At 42.0% G+C, this 16,233-nt stretch carries 13 protein-coding genes and 1 pseudogene; 9 read left to right on the forward strand and 5 right to left on the reverse strand.

Annotated features, from left to right (window positions below):
- Positions 1–33: 33 nt before the first annotated feature.
- The 3 genes from FW778_RS08810 (at position 34) to FW778_RS08820 (ending at position 5,556) form a co-directional block, all read left to right on the forward strand.
- Positions 34–1,713, forward strand: a complete 1,680-nt coding sequence (locus tag FW778_RS08810) for an adenylate/guanylate cyclase domain-containing protein (protein WP_150414229.1) — start codon at positions 34–36, stop codon at positions 1,711–1,713.
- A 135-nt stretch (positions 1,714–1,848) separates the two neighbouring features.
- Entirely contained in the window at positions 1,849–2,289 is a 441-nt protein-coding gene (locus FW778_RS08815; protein WP_150414230.1) for a LytTR family DNA-binding domain-containing protein, read from the forward strand.
- A gap of 120 nt (positions 2,290–2,409) precedes the next feature.
- Entirely contained in the window at positions 2,410–5,556 is a 3,147-nt protein-coding gene (locus FW778_RS08820; RefSeq protein ID WP_150414231.1) for a hypothetical protein, read from the forward strand.
- 90 nt (positions 5,557–5,646) lie between these two features.
- On the opposite strand, the gene FW778_RS08825 is transcribed toward FW778_RS08820, so the two are convergent.
- Positions 5,647–6,381, reverse strand: coding sequence for a hypothetical protein (locus FW778_RS08825; protein WP_150414232.1), 735 nt, complete (start codon positions 6,379–6,381; stop codon positions 5,647–5,649).
- A gap of 258 nt (positions 6,382–6,639) precedes the next feature.
- Between FW778_RS08825 and FW778_RS08830 the strand changes: the two genes are divergently transcribed.
- Positions 6,640–7,173 carry a c-type cytochrome gene (locus FW778_RS08830; RefSeq protein ID WP_150414233.1) on the forward strand — a complete coding sequence of 178 codons (534 nt, stop codon included), beginning with the start codon at positions 6,640–6,642 and terminating at the stop codon, positions 7,171–7,173.
- 398 nt (positions 7,174–7,571) lie between these two features.
- The gene (locus FW778_RS08835; RefSeq protein WP_235906177.1) at positions 7,572–8,255 is read left to right on the forward strand and encodes an MBL fold metallo-hydrolase; all 684 of its coding nucleotides are present in this window, start codon (positions 7,572–7,574) and stop codon (positions 8,253–8,255) included.
- A 447-nt stretch (positions 8,256–8,702) separates the two neighbouring features.
- Here the strand turns inward: FW778_RS08835 and FW778_RS08840 are convergent, their stop codons facing one another.
- Both FW778_RS08840 and FW778_RS08845 read right to left on the reverse strand, forming a co-directional pair.
- Positions 8,703–9,023: a hypothetical protein gene (locus FW778_RS08840; RefSeq protein ID WP_150414235.1), complete on the reverse strand. Its 321-nt coding sequence runs from the start codon at positions 9,021–9,023 to the stop codon at positions 8,703–8,705.
- Positions 9,024–9,175: 152 nt separating this feature from the next.
- The gene (locus tag FW778_RS08845; RefSeq protein ID WP_150414236.1) at positions 9,176–10,063 is read right to left on the reverse strand and encodes a hypothetical protein; all 888 of its coding nucleotides are present in this window, start codon (positions 10,061–10,063) and stop codon (positions 9,176–9,178) included.
- Between the two features lie 207 nt (positions 10,064–10,270).
- Between FW778_RS08845 and FW778_RS23065 the strand changes: the two genes are divergently transcribed.
- Entirely contained in the window at positions 10,271–10,672 is a 402-nt protein-coding gene (locus FW778_RS23065; RefSeq protein ID WP_202552122.1) for a hypothetical protein, read from the forward strand.
- Positions 10,673–10,776: 104 nt separating this feature from the next.
- On the opposite strand, the pseudogene FW778_RS08855 reads toward FW778_RS23065, so the two are convergent.
- Positions 10,777–11,037 (reverse strand): annotated as a pseudogene (locus FW778_RS08855) (T9SS type A sorting domain-containing protein); the annotation flags it as partial.
- A 211-nt stretch (positions 11,038–11,248) separates the two neighbouring features.
- Between FW778_RS08855 and FW778_RS23070 the strand changes: the two are divergent.
- The 3 genes from FW778_RS23070 (at position 11,249) to FW778_RS08870 (ending at position 14,900) form a co-directional block, all read left to right on the forward strand.
- Positions 11,249–11,488 carry a RagB/SusD family nutrient uptake outer membrane protein gene (locus FW778_RS23070; protein WP_262714405.1) on the forward strand — a complete coding sequence of 80 codons (240 nt, stop codon included), beginning with the start codon at positions 11,249–11,251 and terminating at the stop codon, positions 11,486–11,488.
- 203 nt (positions 11,489–11,691) lie between these two features.
- On the forward strand, positions 11,692–13,344 hold the full coding sequence (locus FW778_RS08865; RefSeq protein ID WP_150414239.1) for a sulfatase: 1,653 nt from the start codon (positions 11,692–11,694) through the stop codon (positions 13,342–13,344).
- A gap of 59 nt (positions 13,345–13,403) precedes the next feature.
- Positions 13,404–14,900 (forward strand): sulfatase, encoded by a 1,497-nt coding sequence (locus tag FW778_RS08870; protein ID WP_150414240.1) that lies wholly within the window; start codon positions 13,404–13,406, stop codon positions 14,898–14,900.
- 236 nt (positions 14,901–15,136) lie between these two features.
- Here FW778_RS08870 and FW778_RS08875 read toward each other — a convergent pair whose 3' ends face one another.
- Positions 15,137–15,409, reverse strand: coding sequence for a hypothetical protein (locus FW778_RS08875; protein ID WP_150414241.1), 273 nt, complete (start codon positions 15,407–15,409; stop codon positions 15,137–15,139).
- Positions 15,410–16,233: the final 824 nt, after the last annotated feature.

Here is a 16,233-nt window from a genome sequence, read left to right on the forward strand (position 1 = left end):
CATCTTACTGGCAATTTATTCTTTTATAAAACTATGGCAAGGGTAACGCTCAAAAGCATTCTTTCAAAAAAAAATGATGTTTCTCCTTTGGTGAATTCCCTTATTGAGCAGATGAATGCGCACATAAGTATTGAAGACGAAAGCGGAATTCTTTTATGTGGTAATACCGAGATATTAACCGCTAACAACCTTCCAGTTATTATTAATGATGAAGCTATCGGCTGGGTGAAGGGTGATGAAAATGCTACTCACATCGCGGGCCTGCTTACACTCCTGGCACAACGGGAATTCGAGAGAAAATCACTGGGCAGCGAAGTACTGCTGTTGTACCAGGAAGTGAACATGGTGTTTAATTTTTCCGACAAACTTGCACAGGCAATCGGGCCGGTCGCCATATCACAGTTAGCCGTAGACGAAGCCATGCACCTCATTCATTCAAACAGCGGACTTGTTGTATTGTGGGATGAAGCAACCATGCAGTTACAAATACCCGCTACAGCCGGTGAGCCACTGTTTGACCAGGAAAAGATAAGCAGCCATGCTGATCTCTTACTAAGAATTGGCTTAAGCGGCCAGTCAGAGATTATGAGCGATCTTTCCTCTCTTAGAGAGGAGGGTATCATTGGCCCTGGTGTACACTCACTTATTTATTCGGCGCTTAAAGTGAAGCACCGGATTATGGGCGCTATTATCCTGGCAGGCAATAAGCAAATGCAATATGCCGCTTCAGATCTCAAATTTCTTACTACGCTGGCGCTTCAATCTTCATCAGCCATTGAAAGCGCCTTACTGCATGAAAAGAATTTAAAAGAGGCCCGCGAAAGGGAGGAAGCCATGAGGCGTGTGTATGAAATAACCGCAAAATTTGTTCCCTATGAATTTATCGGTTCTTTAGGACATAACTTCATCACCGATGTAAAGCTTGGCGACCAGGTAGAAAAAGTTGTTACTGTTCTTTTCACCGATATCAGGGATTATACTTCCCTGTCAGAACAAATGACACCGGAAGAGAACTTCCGGTTTGTAAATGCTTATAATGAGAGAATGGGCCCTATCATCAGGAAGCACGACGGGTTCATCAATCAATACCTTGGAGATGCCATCATGGCTCTTTTTCCTGAAAGTGCGGAACATACCTTGTCGGCCGCAATTGAAATGCAACAGAATATTCGCGAGTTCAATGTTATAAGAAAATTTCAAAATTTACCACCTATAAAGATGGGTATTGGTATGCATACCGGGCCGCTCATAATGGGAATCACCGGCGACAAAAACCGCCTCGATGCAACCACTATTTCTGATGCAGTTAACACTGCTTCCCGCATAGAAAGCCTTACTAAATATTACAAAGTAAGAATATTACTCAGCGAAGTAACCCTGCAACAAATACAACACCCGGAAATTTTCCATTTGCGTTATCTCGGGAGGGTGCAGGTAAAAGGCAAACAATCTTCTATAGGTATACATGAATGTTTTAGCAGCGATAGTGAAGACCAGGTTTTCAAAAAAGAAAAAACACTTGCTGCTTTTAATGAAGGAATGGATCACTATTTGAATAAATCATTTGACAACGCTGTTAAAGTTTTCAGGTCTATTACAGATATTAACCCCACAGACCTCACCACACAATTTTTTCTTGATAATTCAAGAAGCTTTTTACAAAACGGAACGCCGCAACATTGGTCAGGAGTTGTAGAAATGGCCAATAAATAACATCCGTGCAATTGCGTCCCCGCCAACAACAGCCCCGGAAACACCCGAATATTTTCCAGCGGAAACGCTTGAATAAATAATTCTTGTTTTATATTTTTGTAAACACTCCAGAGGAAACTAAATCCCGCTTGTTGTATGAAATTCGATTTATATACGCAAAGCAATCTGAACCGCCCTTCAAAGAAAAGTATCATCATTTCAATCCCCAATCACCCCGATAACGTTCCAATGGTCACCGAGTTTATGCGTTTCGAAGAAAAGAAAGATCTGTTTATCTGGGCGGATGCCGATGAAATTTGTTTTGTAAAAAGCGCCGATCATTATATTAAGGCATTAATAAAGAGCGGCGATGGTTTTAAATGGGCAACCAGGCACAGCACCGTAAAAGAATTACTCCAAAACCTGGATAGTGAGAATTTTATTCGCCTGAACAGGTTTTATCTTCTCAATCTTACTTATTACTCTCATATTGATCGATCTAACAAGACTATTTTTCTGAAAAATAATTTTTCTGTTGAAGTTCCACACCGGATATCGCCTTATCTGCTCCACATGCTCAAACACACCTATACGTGAAACGCATTTCACGAAATAATTTCCTAAAGGTTTTATTCACATTATAATTTTAGCTCCGGTAAATTAAAACGGAGTAAGCCGAAAAGCCGCTTATAGAGTAGGCAACTAACTGAAAGCCCTATGGCACTTTCACAAAAAAACCTTACACCTTCCGGTGATACAACCAACTTCAGCATTTGGTATGAAGACACACTTCCGAACCAGGCAAGTGTAATAGCAAATGCAAACGCATTGCTCGCAGTAGTAGAAAATGAATTTACAGTAACCACCGGCTGGTTCAATACACCTTCCGGCAAATTTGGTACCGGCAACCGTCAAAAGGTTGATCTAAGTCTTGCAGCTGGCTCTGGCGCCAACAATAATGGATATGGCAGTGACATTCACGTTGATTCTATTGGAGGAGGTCCCAACCTGCAGGAAAGTGTGAAGATGGTGTGGATGAATGAATGGTCCGAAATTCTTATGTCAATCACCTCAAACTGGAATGCCGGCGACAGCAATGGCGAAGGTTTATCCCAGTATTCCGGCATTATGAGGTTCAGGACGGGACATTACAGCTATTACGGTTCTTTTGTTTCAAACTGGCTCGATGGTACCGGGCAGGCCTGGTCGTCGAATAATAAAAAATTTATACCTTCTCCCAATGCGGCAAGATCAGACTGGGTTAATACCACCTTCACCGGTAAAAATGTTTCCGGCGACCAGGTAAACGGGGATGGCGACCAGGTTAGTTTTGGTTGCTCCCTTGCCTTTATCTACTACCTGAATGTTCAACTTAATTTCAGCATCAACCAGGTCATCTCCAATTATAATTCAAACCTGGCCTCCATTTATAAAGCGGTTACAGGCGATGCGGGAGACCCGTTTCCTTTTTTTATGCGTCTCATCTCCAGCGTATATCCCTCAGGAACCCCCGCAAATATTCCCGGACCCATAACCGACAATCCATTCCCCATCGCCATCGTACGGCTTGGCGGTAAAAATACTTTTGGCCTTGATGAAGCCAAAGACATTATCAACCAGCATGGAGGATTGGTGTCAGGTGGCCTGTGGCTGGAAGTGGAAGGCTTCAGCAAACAATCCTTTAATGCGCTTAAAGTAACTGCCAGCGGCAATTTTTCCGGTAGCTTCTTCAGCCTTCCCGGGGTGAGCATCTCGCCCAATCCCGAAGGCCCGCAATTCCAGGCCGGTGTTAACGACACTACACCCCAGATGATCATGATCCCGTTCGATCTCACGCTGAGCAGCCCCTTTTTAAACCAGTCTCCCGGTACTTACATCCTTACCGGCTCGCTCAGCTGTACCGATAATTTTACCAACCCGGGTACGCCCGCCGTGAGTGCCGTCAGTGGCTCAACAAACTCTATGCAGTTTGAAATACTGGCAGGAGCAAATCCTTACTTCCTGAATGTGGATGTAAAAGCAGATAACAAACCCTACCTCAGCCAGGACCTCCGTGTGTTCACGGCAACACCGGCTAAAAACGCTGTTCCTGTTGTGGGTGGCCCCGGGCTTAATGATAGTGTGGCAGGTGCCTACCAATACATTAAGGATTTGCTGAACTACCTGAACTCCACCCCGGGCTTTACCATCCCGGGGGCAACCGATCCCTTTACTACGGTCTTCCCGGATCAGTATGGAGCCAACCAGACAGACTCCTCCGTTACACCCTTCACTCTTGACTTAAGTACCTTCCCGTTCAAGCTCGATAACAATTACAACTTTGCGGTGGCCCGTGTACGATTGCAGGGTTCTTCCGGGGTGGCTGGCGAAGCTAAAGATGTACGTGTTTTTTTCCGGCTTTTTGCCACACAAACGAGCGATACAGATTATGATATCAATTCTACATATCCGTCGCAACCGGATGCAGCCGGCAAACCGGGATCACCACTCGTCGGCAGCGGCGATGGCACCCTTCCTTTCTTTGCTACGGCTAATTTTTCAAGTCAGCAAGACTATATATCCGGGGGGCCGAATATTCAGACAATCGAAATTCCCAACAACCAGGATGGGGTGTATAAGTACTATGGCTGCTTCCTGAATTTGTATGATCAGGGTAATATAATTGACGGAAAGCCCGTACAAGCCTGGCTGACAGGTACGCATAATTGCCTTGTTGCACAAATAGCCTTTGACGATGCGCCGATTCCGCAGGGCGCCTCACCTTTGGGGTGGGACCAGCTTGCCCAGAGAAACCTGCAGGTGACTTTGTCCGATAATCCCGGGGGTGCTGAAACCCACCGCATCCCGCAAACTTTTGACACCCGCCCAAGCGGCCTCATTGTGCCGCCGGGAACAAACCAGGAAGCTATCCTTCCGGATGAGCTGGTAATTGACTGGGGGAAAATTCCAAATGGCTCGGTCGCATCCATCTATTGGCCCCAGATCAATGCCTCAGATGTAATAAAATTAGCAACTCAGTTTTACTCTACGAATCCCCTTTCGGCTTTCGACAGCCACACCATCAGGCTGACGGTAACTGAAGGGCTCAGTTATATTCCCATCCCGGGCGGTGCCGGTGACAATTTTGCCGGGCTCTTCACAGTTGACCTTCCTCCCGGCAAAGTCTCCACGGGACAAACCTTTACCATACTCGTACGCAGGCTTTCATCGAAGACGTACACTCCGCCACCGCCCATTAATACACCTCCCGCAAACCACAGCATGCCGGCCAACTTTGGCAAAGGGGCAAAAGGAGAAATGGTTGAGGGAAAACAACCTGTAAAAGCAAAGGCGGGATTAGAAAGTAAAAGGCATCCATCCGAACAGCCCCGCGGCACATTTAGCTGGCGATATGACGTCGGCTCTTTCCAGGTAAAGATTCCGGTAACGACAGGCGACAAGATGCTTCCACTGGAAGAAAATACTTTGGCCATTATGAAGTGGCGCCTGCAGCAAATGGTACCCTCCAATCGCTGGTATCCAGTGTTACAACGATACATCTCCTATATTTCCGACCGCGTTGCCGGCTTAGGAGGAGATCCCAACGCGATACCACCTTCCGTTGGCGGTGCTCCCATAAAGGTGATTACTGAACAGGATAAAGCAACCTACACCGGTAAGATTTGTGTAATCCTTTATGATTGCTTCGGCGACCTTGAGGGCTTCGTCCTCGAGTCCTGCTGTTCTGAAAGCCGGAAGTTCAAATCGCATGAAAAAACTTTAGGGGAGTTGCTCTTACGCGCCTGCAGAGACAGGTTGCTGGTTACCATAACGGTTCACAAAAAAGAGCCGGAAAAAATTTGCGGAATTAAAATTCACTGTTAAGGGTTAAAGTGTTCCTGCCGGACATTAATTTTTAAGAAAAAAAAAGCTATCGTTACCCGGTAACGATAGCTTACATTATATCCTTTTAGCTTATTGATATTGCTTTACTACATGATAAAAGAAAATATCCGGCGGCCCTACTATACCCGCTGAGTCCATTCTATGCTTCAGTTGTTTTGTATGCATAAAATCTTCTGCCTTCTTCATATCTGCTATAGCAAAAACCAATGATACCATATGAGGATCGCCTATATACTGGCCAATAGCCCTATCGGTAATTCCTGCATTCATTCTATCCTGCTTATCGCCATCAAATACACCTTTAAAGAAGTCGTAGTCCTTTACTTTGAAATTAACTATCGCCCTTTCAGTAGAGGCATCGGTCGTGCTGTCGTGAAATCTGTTTATTGTGTAATAAACCGTTGGCTTGCCAATTACACCAGCTTTTTTCATAGCTTCCATTAGCCCGGGCGACATGGCAAATTGTTTTGCTTTGGCTGTATCATCCACATGCAAAGCCACCATCACCATGTTGCTGTCTTTAAGACCCCTGGCCACCACAAAATTGTGTAGTCCGCTGGCAGCTCTTGCAGAATCGTGGGCTTCGTAGCCCGGGAACCATTTGGCAAAGTTCGCGACTTTATGTTTTATTAACATAGTAATGGCGGGCGGAGCAGGAGTTGATGGCGGAGGCGGCGTCACAATAGTGGTCGAGTCCTTCATGGTCGAATCCGTACTGGTAGTGGTTGATTTGTTGCCCCCGGAATTACAGGAAAACAGCATCAGCATGACAATGGCTGATGATAAAAATTTAAACTGCTTCATTGGAGAAGATTTAAGGTTTGAAAATATAAAAGATGGAAACAGAATTCCCTAAGGCTGGATTGTCTATAAATTTATGACAATAATTAAGTAATTAAAAATTATTCCTGTCAATAGCTCCCGTTGAATAGATAATGGCTAAAACATGACAAAGCGCCCGGCATGCTTCATGTGTACATTACATCTATGACCCGGGAATAAGATCCCAACCTGTAGTTTTTATTTGTTCATTAAACTATATTCGTTGTGAAATCTTTAGCCATGAAAAAAATAATCCTTACGGTAATCATCACTTTGGTTGTTATAGCTGCAGTATTTACAATATATATTTATTCAGGAAGTTATAACGTAAGCCAGTTGGTGCCGCATAATGCAATCACAAAATGGGCGATCAATATTACCACGCATAATTCGATCGACAAGAGACTTAAAAATATACAAGTGCCACCGATGAATGATTCGGCTATGCTGGTAGAGGGATTTAGCCATTACAACGAGATGTGCGTAAGCTGCCATGGCGGCCCGGGTGTCGATCCGGGGGATTTAGCCAAGGGCCTCTACCCCAAGCCTCCCAAATTCTATAAGTCCGACGATTTACCTGATACTGCCGAGGCATTCTGGATTATTAAAAACGGAATTAAAATGACAAGCATGCCCGCTTTCGGACCTACCCATCAGGATGAGAAGATATGGGCGATTACTGATTTCTTATTAAATAAATTAAGTAGGATGTCTCCGGCTGAATACCAGTTATGGATAAAAAAATATTCAGAAAAGGACGTATCCGCTAATTGATCATTTAAGAATATTCGATCACTTCCTGTTAGCTTAAATAAGCCTGATCTTTACTATAACGCCCGGCTATCGTTCCCGGCTATCCGAAGATTTTTCTTATCCATCATAACGTTAAATAATGCGGGCAACTGTTCGTGGCAGGATAATTGAAATCATTTTCATAAAACAAATTTTGGGGAATAGCACCGGTAAAAAATTCCGCTATAGTAAGTGTCAATTCTTTTTTAGAACTTTAATAAAAATTGAACAAAGTGAAAGTAAAATTTTACGGAGTTCGTGGTTCTATTCCCGTTTGCGGAAAAGAATTTCAGCGCTACGGGGGTAATACCACCTGTATCAGGATCCTTCGTGAAGAAGCCAACCGGGTTGCCATACTCGATGCGGGAACCGGTATCCGCATGCTGGGCAAGGAACTGATCCGCGACGGCGTTACCCAAAATATCATCAACATTGTTTTCTCTCACTTCCACTGGGACCACATCCAGGGATTTCCATTTTTCGCTCCGGCCTACAATCCTGATCAGCGGATCGGCATACTCGCCATGGGCAGGAAGGGAAAAGTGCACGATATTAAGGGCATCTTTTCCAAGCAGATGCAGGAAGAATATTTTCCGATACAAATGGATACCATGGGCGCCCGGTTTGAGTTTTATGCTTACGGCGATAAGGAGACTATTTTCGGCGCCCACGTAAAATCCATCCCGCAATTCCATAAATACCACGGCGGGTCCTACGGATTCAGGCTGGATGATGAAGGCGTTTCGCTGGTGGTGTGTACCGACCTGGAGCATGTAAACGGCATAGACGCCAGTATTGTAGACTTTGCCAAAGGTGCCGACCTGCTGATACACGACGGGCAATATACCACGGCGGAAAACAATGGCGTATTTAAAGGATGGGGCCACAGCACGTGGGAGCAGGCTGCCGAAGTAGCCCGGCTTGCGCATGTGAAAAAGCTCATCATTACCCATCACGATCCTGACCACAACGATGATTTCCTGGACGGCCTTGAACAGGAATGCCAAAAAGTTTTTCCCAACTCTTTATTTGCCAAAGAAGGTATGGAGGTTTTAGTGGGGTAGCCTCTCTACTCCACGTCTAACTGTAACGGGTACACTATAATTTTGAGAGACATTGATGATATGGATTTATAAAATTGCATGGGTTGAAAGAGCAGGTTTTATTAAAGTTAATGGTGTATTCTGCGTCGGGGTTTCCGAAAAGTTGGTGTCGCGTCGGGGTTTTCACAACATACATTTAACACAAAAGCAACGGAGGAAATAAAAAATAACAGAATAACGGGCGGTTACCCACAATAGTTACCTCCTGGCACGAACCTGTGATTCCTGCAGGTCGACTTCATTGAAGCGCAAGCACGGGATAGACAATTTTGAAAAAGTTTTTATAAAGCCACACAGCATATACCGGCGCAAAAAGGGGAAGAACAGGGAATGAGGCTCCGCAATGTTTAAATAAAAAAGGCTGCCTGTTTCGGGGCAGCCAGTAATAAAAGAGATAAGCGATATTTATTAATGATGACGGGCGTTTTGCCTGTGAATTTGATTGTTGGCACGCTTCATTGGATGTTTTACACCATCGTGTTTTAAGTCTTTAACATCACCGGCCATGTCTTTTCTATCTGCTTTTATATCTTTGGTTTCCGCTTTAGCTTCCGCTTTATCACCATGTTTTAGTTCATAGTTTCTTAAGCGTTTGTCGTGGCGAACCTCCCTGTCATCCTTTCTTAAATCCTTCATGTCTTGTTTCTTGTCAGTCTTCGGGGTAGTAGTTTGTGCAAATGCTCCTGCTGCAAAAATGGCTACTAACAGCGTTAAAATTACTTTTTTCATTTTTTACTTTTTTTTGGTTTGTGTTTGTTTTTAAAATATTAATGGTTAAAAAGAAGATTATTATGATTGAAATTTAACACCGGGGTTTAAAGGATCTCATTAATTTTTTTTAATCAACCGTATACCTGCCCTCCCTGTTCCTGATACCCTGGTTAAAAATTATAGCTTACTCCGGCCGACCAATAAAATACATCGCTTATTTTTTCAGTAAATGTTTTTGTATAGCTATTGCCCGCAACCGGCTTTACGGTAAGCACTACAATAGCAGGATTTGTTGGCGCTGCAAAAGTGGGTGTAAAATTAAAGGTGAAATCACCGGCTGTATAATTAACAGGTATGCTAAATTCATAATCCATTATTTTGAACTCACCGGCATTGGGCAGGTACGCCGTAATAGTGGCGCCTCCCGTGGTATTTCCTTTTTTTCGCTTTAGCGCATATTTTCTTTTAGAGTAATACGAGCTATAATAGTTTTGTGTGCTGGCATTTAATAAAAAAGAGGGAGCTATCTCAAGCTTATTATCTGCGGCATAAAAAGAATGCTCCAATCCAAATGCCACACTGTAATCAGGTCGCTTATTAAAAGAAATGCCTGTCTCTATCGTTGGTTTTACAAATCCAAAGTCGTAAGAAAGAGAACCATCCAGGCTGCCTTTCGTTTCAGACTTTACACCATAACTTTTACTATTGTAAAAATCCTTGGAGAAAGAGATTTCTCCATCAAGTTTATTAGAGGTGAAAGTATAGCCCGCCACCAATTCAAAAAGATCTAACTGGCTTTGGGCGGCGCTGCTGGAGTACGACAAAGAACCGCTTACAAATAAACCCGATTTATGATAATAACCTATAGCCGGAGTAATGTAAGGAAGGTTCATTGAATCTTTTCTTCCCAGGTAAACATCATTACTAAGATAGTTTATGCCCGCCTGCCAATGGGAATTTGCAGTTGTTGCATTTTCGTCATTTTCCTGGGCTGTCAATCCTTGAAATGAAAAGAAACTCATTATTAACAGCATTACAGGCAGATAAGATTTTCTCATAAATAGTAAATAGAAGTGATTAACTTTAATATTTTGCGTTTATTGTTGCCAGTTATATAGTAAATAGATATTTTACAACCCTGTTACAATAGTTTTTATGCAAAAACAAAGACATTGAATAAACAGTAAAGTTTAAATAGCACAAGTAAAAAATTCGCAACAGCAAGTCTCAATTCTTTTTTAGAATTTTAATAAAAATTGAACAAAGTGAAAGTAAAATTTTACGGAGTTCGTGGTTCCGTGCCGGTTTGCGGAAGAGAATTTCGATCTTGGTGGGATAGCCTGGTAGCAATCTGGGATAACTCTAACGGGTACACTATTTCAGTATACGGCGCGGGAAAATGTGTAAAATTCTCCTGTGCATTTTCTATTTTGAAATTATGGATCCTATTTAAAATACGATTCCGGGATGGTTTTCCACATGCCATGGGCCAGGCGACCATGAAGTATCTCCCATATAAGGTAGATGGGCCAGATGATGTAATGAACAATGGCCAGTATGATGGAATGATTGTAATACCAGCTTACCAGCACCGCATAGATGCCCAGTATAAAGTAGATAATGCCCCCGTTCCTGTTTCGCATGAGAAGTGTTTTTGTAAAATGTAGTAATGAAGTTATGGAAAATGTGGGACAGTTATCGAACTCGGCAAACAGTAAATTGCCCTGCTGCTGGTTGGTTGTATTGGGAAATTTAGCTATTAAAGACTTTATTACATAACTGATATGGGTAGACGTACTGTCTCCTGTTTTTTCATAAACAAAATAGTTTCTTTTCCCTTATTAAATTTTGCATTCAAATAATAAGCCCCTGACGGCAATTTATCAAGGTTTAAACGAACAATAGATTTCCCTGCATTCACTTTCAATATTGATGTTTGGATTGTTCGTCCCGAAGCGTCAGTAATTGTAACAGCAATTTTTTCAGTCGCGAACAAATTGTGGAGTTTTGCTATTAAAAACTCTATTACATAACTGAGAGGGGTAAACGATTTTGAAAAGTTTGCACAAAGTCATTCCGGTGGGTGCTGGTGCTAACAGGAAGAGTACCTGCATCTTAAAAATAAAAAACCGGATGTTAATCCGGCTTCCATTTTTTAACCAAACTTATTCTATCTATGTTTCATATTGAATAACGAAGTGAGTTAATAATTATTTTATAAACCGGCTTTTTTTGTATGCAGATTGTATACTGATATTTACGCCATAAGATTGGCAGAAACTTACTTATTGCGTGCTGAGGCATATTTGGATAAAGGCGATATAGTAAACGCAGCTGCTGATGTTAATGTGGTGAGAGCCAGGGCAAATGCTGACCCGGTGGCGCCTGGCAATGTAAATATTGCCTATATTTTGGATGAGAGAGCACGTGAGTTAATGGTAGAAGAGCCTCGTTGGTTGACGCTGGCAAGGTTGGGGTTATAGTACAACAGGGTAAAAAAGTACAATTCGGTTTCTGCCCCGGCCATCCAAACCTTTAATAATTTATTACCTATTCCGCAAAATATTATAGATGCTAATTCCGGGGCAGCATTTCACAAAATCCCGGCTATTGAACGATCGATACTCTATAGACTTTATTTAATAACTTACCTATTATTTCATCACTAATAATTTAATTGTGCTTTATGACAAAGAACAAAAATGCGCTAATTTTTCTCTTGGTCGGTTTTTTGTACCTGTTTTGCCCATTGGTATTATCTGCACAACAAAAAGCAAGACAATCCAGGCCTAATATTATCTTTGTTTTGACCGATGACCTGGGGTGGAGAGACTTGGGTGTTTATGGAAGTACATTTGATGAAACACCTAACCTGGATAAGCTGGCATCCGAAGGCATGCTTTTTACGGATGCCTATGCCAGTTGCAATGTATGTTCTCCGTCCCGTTCCAGCATTATGACCGGGCAATATCCTGTTCATACCGGTATTACCGACTGGATTACCGGCAGGCAATCCGGAGGACCAATGCCTTATGATAAGCTATTGCCCCCCGCTTTTGCTTTTCAAATGGATTCTTCTGAGGTTACTATTGCCCAGTCATTAAAAAATGCAGGATATGCTACTTTTTTTGCCGGTAAATGGCATTTGGGGCTTACGGAAAGATATTGGCCTGAACAAGAAGGTTTTGATGTAAATAAAGGCGGTTGGGCAGCAGGTAATCCAAAAGCTTATGGCATGGGTGGGTATTTTAGCCCCTATCACAATCCGAGGCTGAGTGACGGTCCAAAAGGTGAATTCCTTACAGATCGTTTGACTAACGAAGCGATTAGTTTTATAAAAGAAAAAACGTCAAAGGGTCTCCCTTTCTTTGTAGACATATCCTTTTATGCAGTTCATCAGCCCATAGAAGCTAAACAGGAATATATAACTAAATTTAAAGAGAAAGCGCATCATCTTGGACTGGATACCATGCAGCAATTTGTGAAAGATGCCGCATGGATGAAGGACGAATCAGGCTTTCAAGAACGAATTGTACAGGCTAACCCAGTTTATGCGGCCCTGCTTTATAGTGTTGACGAAAATGTTGGCCGTATTTTAAAATTATTGAAGCAACTGGGTATAGAAAAAAACACCATTATAGTATTTTCATCCGATAACGGAGGCTTGTCCACATCGGAAGGGTCACCAACATCAAACTACCCGTTACGTTATGGCAAGGGGTGGAACTATGAAGGCGGTATAAGAGTTCCATTAATTATCAAATGGCCGGGCGTGACAAAAGGTGGGTCGATATCTGATTTTCCTGTTGTCAATACTGATTTTTATCCTACATTTTTGCAGATGGCAGGGATGCCTTTGATGCCTGAACAACATAAGGATGGAGTAAGCCTGGCACCTCTGCTGGAAGGTAAAAAGAGCATTGACCAACCAGCTATCTACTGGCATTACCCACATTATAGTAACCAGGGAGGTGGCCCCGGTGCCGCCATTCGGGAAAATAATTGGAAACTAGTACAGTTCTATGAAGACAATCATGTTGAGTTATATAACCTGCGTGCAGATATTGAAGAACGACGTGATCTATCTTATACATTACCAGGAAGAACTGCTGATATGTTACACTTATTGAACCTTTGGAAAAAGCAAGCAGGTGCTAAAATGCCTGCAATTAATCCTTATTACAATCCGGATTATAAGGAGCTAATGAAGAAAAATAATGAAAGTATGCGACAATATTTATCTCATTATGATACACTCTTTAGTAAAGAAATATACGATCCAAATGTGTCGAAAGATCTTCGGGATCAATATAACCGTTTATACCATAATAAAAACTAAATTCAATATATATTAAACCAATCAGAGGAACCTTTATTATGACATTAATAAAATCAGTAATGCTCGTTATTTTTTTGTCATTTGTGTGTTTTGGCGCTTTTACCCAATCATCATCCTCTCACTCCCCCAATGTGTTATTTATTATGGTAGATGATTTGCGGCCTTTTGATATAAAGGGCTTTGGCTATCCTCTTATTAAATCACCGAATATAGACGCACTGGAGTCACAGGGATGTGTTTTCACAAATCAGTTTGTTACTGTGCCTACCTGTGGTGCATCCCGTAACAGTCTTTTAACAGGAATGCTTCCACGAAAAAAAGTAGAATTGGATAATGGTGCCTCTGAGGGAACCCTTTCCAAAATGCCAAAAACGAATATCCCGGAAACATTCATAGATAACCTGAGGCGCCATGGTTATTATACGGTGGGGATTGGTAAAATAAGCCATTCTCCCGATGGATATGTATATCCGTATCTGGCGCCAAGAAGTAACCAACTGGAATTGCCTTACAGTTGGGATGAAATGCTGTTAAATCCAGGCAAATGGGGAGATGGCTGGAATGCATTTTTTGCTTATGCCAACGGTACCAACCGAAATACTCTTAAGGCCCAGGTAAAACCATATGAGAAAGGTGAAGTGGGTGATGACGGCTACCCGGACGGATTGAGCGCTGACCTGGCCGTAAAAAAAATGCAGGAATTAGCGAAGAAAGATCAACCCTTCTTTCTTGCGGTAGGTTTTTTTAAGCCACACCTCCCTTTCAATTCGCCTAAAAAATATTGGGATTTATATGACGAATCAAAAATACCTTTAACGCCTTCACCGGGAATACCCAAAAATGTCAACAAAAAAAGTTTGCATGAAAGTGGTGAGTTTAATCAATATAAGCTTGGAGATGAAAAGGCTTCTTTGGAAAGGCCAGTTTCTGATGACTATGCACGAAAATTAAAACATGCCTATTTTGCTGCTGCCAGTTATTCGGATGCCCAGGTTGGAAAAGTGCTGGGTGAATTAAAGCAATTGGGATTAGACAAGAATACCATTGTAATTCTATGGAGTGATCATGGATGGCATCTCGGCGACGACTTGGTTTGGGGTAAACATACACTTTTTGATTGGGCTTTAAGAAGTGTTTTAATAGTGAAAGCCCCGGGTATGAAAATCGGCTCTACATGCAATAAAGTAATAAGTTCTGTGGATATATACCCAACCTTGATGGAATTATGCGGAATTGAAATGCCTCATAAAACGGATGGGACAAGTTTTACCCGGTTATTAAAAAAACCAAATATGAAAGATTGGGGAAACACAGCTTACAGCTATTTTAACAATGGGATAACAGTAAGGACTACACGGTATCGCCTCACAAAATATTTCAGGGCAGAAGAACCTACGATAGAAGTGTATGATCATAAAAAAGACCCGTTCGAAAATGATAATGTTGCAGCAGCACATCCGGCGCTCGTAAAAAAATTAATGAAGACGTGGGAAAAAGGGAATACCGGTGTTTATGATAAGAAGAAAGACGGAGTAGTAAGTAAAGAAATAAAGTAAGGTATAATAATTAACAATAATGTCCGTAGTAACAGACGTACGGACATCAGTTCTTTTAATTATAAGATCACTTCAGATAGCAGGGGTTGCCAATGGTAATCTTCCGGTAATTCACACAAGCCTGCCCTTACGGCATTGTGAAACAAAGGGGAACACCTGGGAAGGCAGAGTTTCCGGGAAGGTTATTTTTTACTTTAGAGATTATAAACGGAAAACCTGCCGTAACAAAATATCCTTTATTTCTTTTTCATAGAAGAATCCTTCATTTTATTGTGCATGTGCATGGTGTCTGAACCGGGATGGGCCGCATTTCCTGAGTCTGATACAGTACCAGTACCGGTTGTGCCGGTTGAGCCTGCGGAGGGGGCTCCGCTGCCGGGCATAGAACTGGAGCTGTCAAAGGCAGAATTTATTGAAGTACTGTCAGAGGTTTTACTATTGGAGCTGGTATTATTGCCACATGACATTAGTAGGAATGTTAGAACGGCAGCGATAATTGTTTTTTTCATAACTATGTTTTAAATAAGTCTTCCAAACGCTTTGCCACAAATTAACATCGCTGGTTTCAACGGTCTCCAGGCGTCAAAATACAGGAAGAATTTATATCTTTTACAGCAGGATAATACCACTTTCACAGCGCCCGGTCTTTTAACAGCCATTTGTTGTCCCGGCTGGACAATACTGATGATATAATAATGCCTTTGAAATTTGTTCTTCTTTTTATTATGGCTTTTATATTTCCAGCCTTAGGAATACTTTGCCTTAACTGCTCTGCAAAAAGTAAGTTTTATTGAAAAATGGAGACAGAAAGGAACAGAACCCACCCGGAATTACAGCCGTGTATATTTTTTGTTTCCCGCTTCTGTTTTAATGTATTGTGGAATGTTGTTATTAAAAACTTTATTACATAACTGAGAGGGACAAACGATTTGAAAAGAAGTTTTTGGAAGTTGCACAGCGGACGCCGACGCAAACAGGGGTTCATCTTTATGCTGCCTTTCGTTTTGGGCCATGCAGCAATATCCAAAATTACAGATGTCATTGCTTCGTTAACGGGCGCAGGTCGGAGACCAGGCGCTGGCTGCCTTGTGCGGTCAGTGTGAGCTTGTAAACGAAAGGGAACACCGACGTTGGCCGGGTTCAGCTAAAAAAAATCGTATAAGCCACCCCGTTATTATTTTATAACAACGTAAATAAATATTGCAATAATTTAATCTTCATTTCTTTACATTAAAAAGACACATGTTTGTAAAAAAATATAACTAACCTGCAATCAGGTTTTTCAATCACACTATTCAATACCTTTGGGAAAACCGCATTCTGCATTAACCAG

Origin of the sequence: Ginsengibacter hankyongi, from assembly GCF_008710285.1 — a bacterium.
Lineage (GTDB): Bacteria > Bacteroidota > Bacteroidia > Chitinophagales > Chitinophagaceae > Ginsengibacter > Ginsengibacter hankyongi.

Bases quoted from the DNA above. Each gene is read 5' to 3' on its own strand.
- FW778_RS08810 (WP_150414229.1), top strand. From the start codon at position 34: ATGGCAAGGGTAACGCTCAAAAGCATTCTTTCAAAAAAAAATGATGTT.
- FW778_RS08815 (WP_150414230.1), top strand. From the start codon at position 1,849: ATGAAATTCGATTTATATACGCAAAGCAATCTGAACCGCCCTTCAAAG.
- FW778_RS08820 (WP_150414231.1), top strand. From the start codon at position 2,410: ATGGCACTTTCACAAAAAAACCTTACACCTTCCGGTGATACAACCAAC.
- FW778_RS08825 (WP_150414232.1), bottom strand. From the start codon at position 6,381: ATGAAGCAGTTTAAATTTTTATCATCAGCCATTGTCATGCTGATGCTG.
- FW778_RS08830 (WP_150414233.1), top strand. From the start codon at position 6,640: ATGAAAAAAATAATCCTTACGGTAATCATCACTTTGGTTGTTATAGCT.
- FW778_RS08835 (WP_235906177.1), top strand. From the start codon at position 7,572: ATGCTGGGCAAGGAACTGATCCGCGACGGCGTTACCCAAAATATCATC.
- FW778_RS08840 (WP_150414235.1), bottom strand. From the start codon at position 9,023: ATGAAAAAAGTAATTTTAACGCTGTTAGTAGCCATTTTTGCAGCAGGA.
- FW778_RS08845 (WP_150414236.1), bottom strand. From the start codon at position 10,063: ATGAGAAAATCTTATCTGCCTGTAATGCTGTTAATAATGAGTTTCTTT.
- FW778_RS08865 (WP_150414239.1), top strand. From the start codon at position 11,692: ATGACAAAGAACAAAAATGCGCTAATTTTTCTCTTGGTCGGTTTTTTG.
- FW778_RS08870 (WP_150414240.1), top strand. From the start codon at position 13,404: ATGCTCGTTATTTTTTTGTCATTTGTGTGTTTTGGCGCTTTTACCCAA.
- FW778_RS08875 (WP_150414241.1), bottom strand. From the start codon at position 15,409: ATGAAAAAAACAATTATCGCTGCCGTTCTAACATTCCTACTAATGTCA.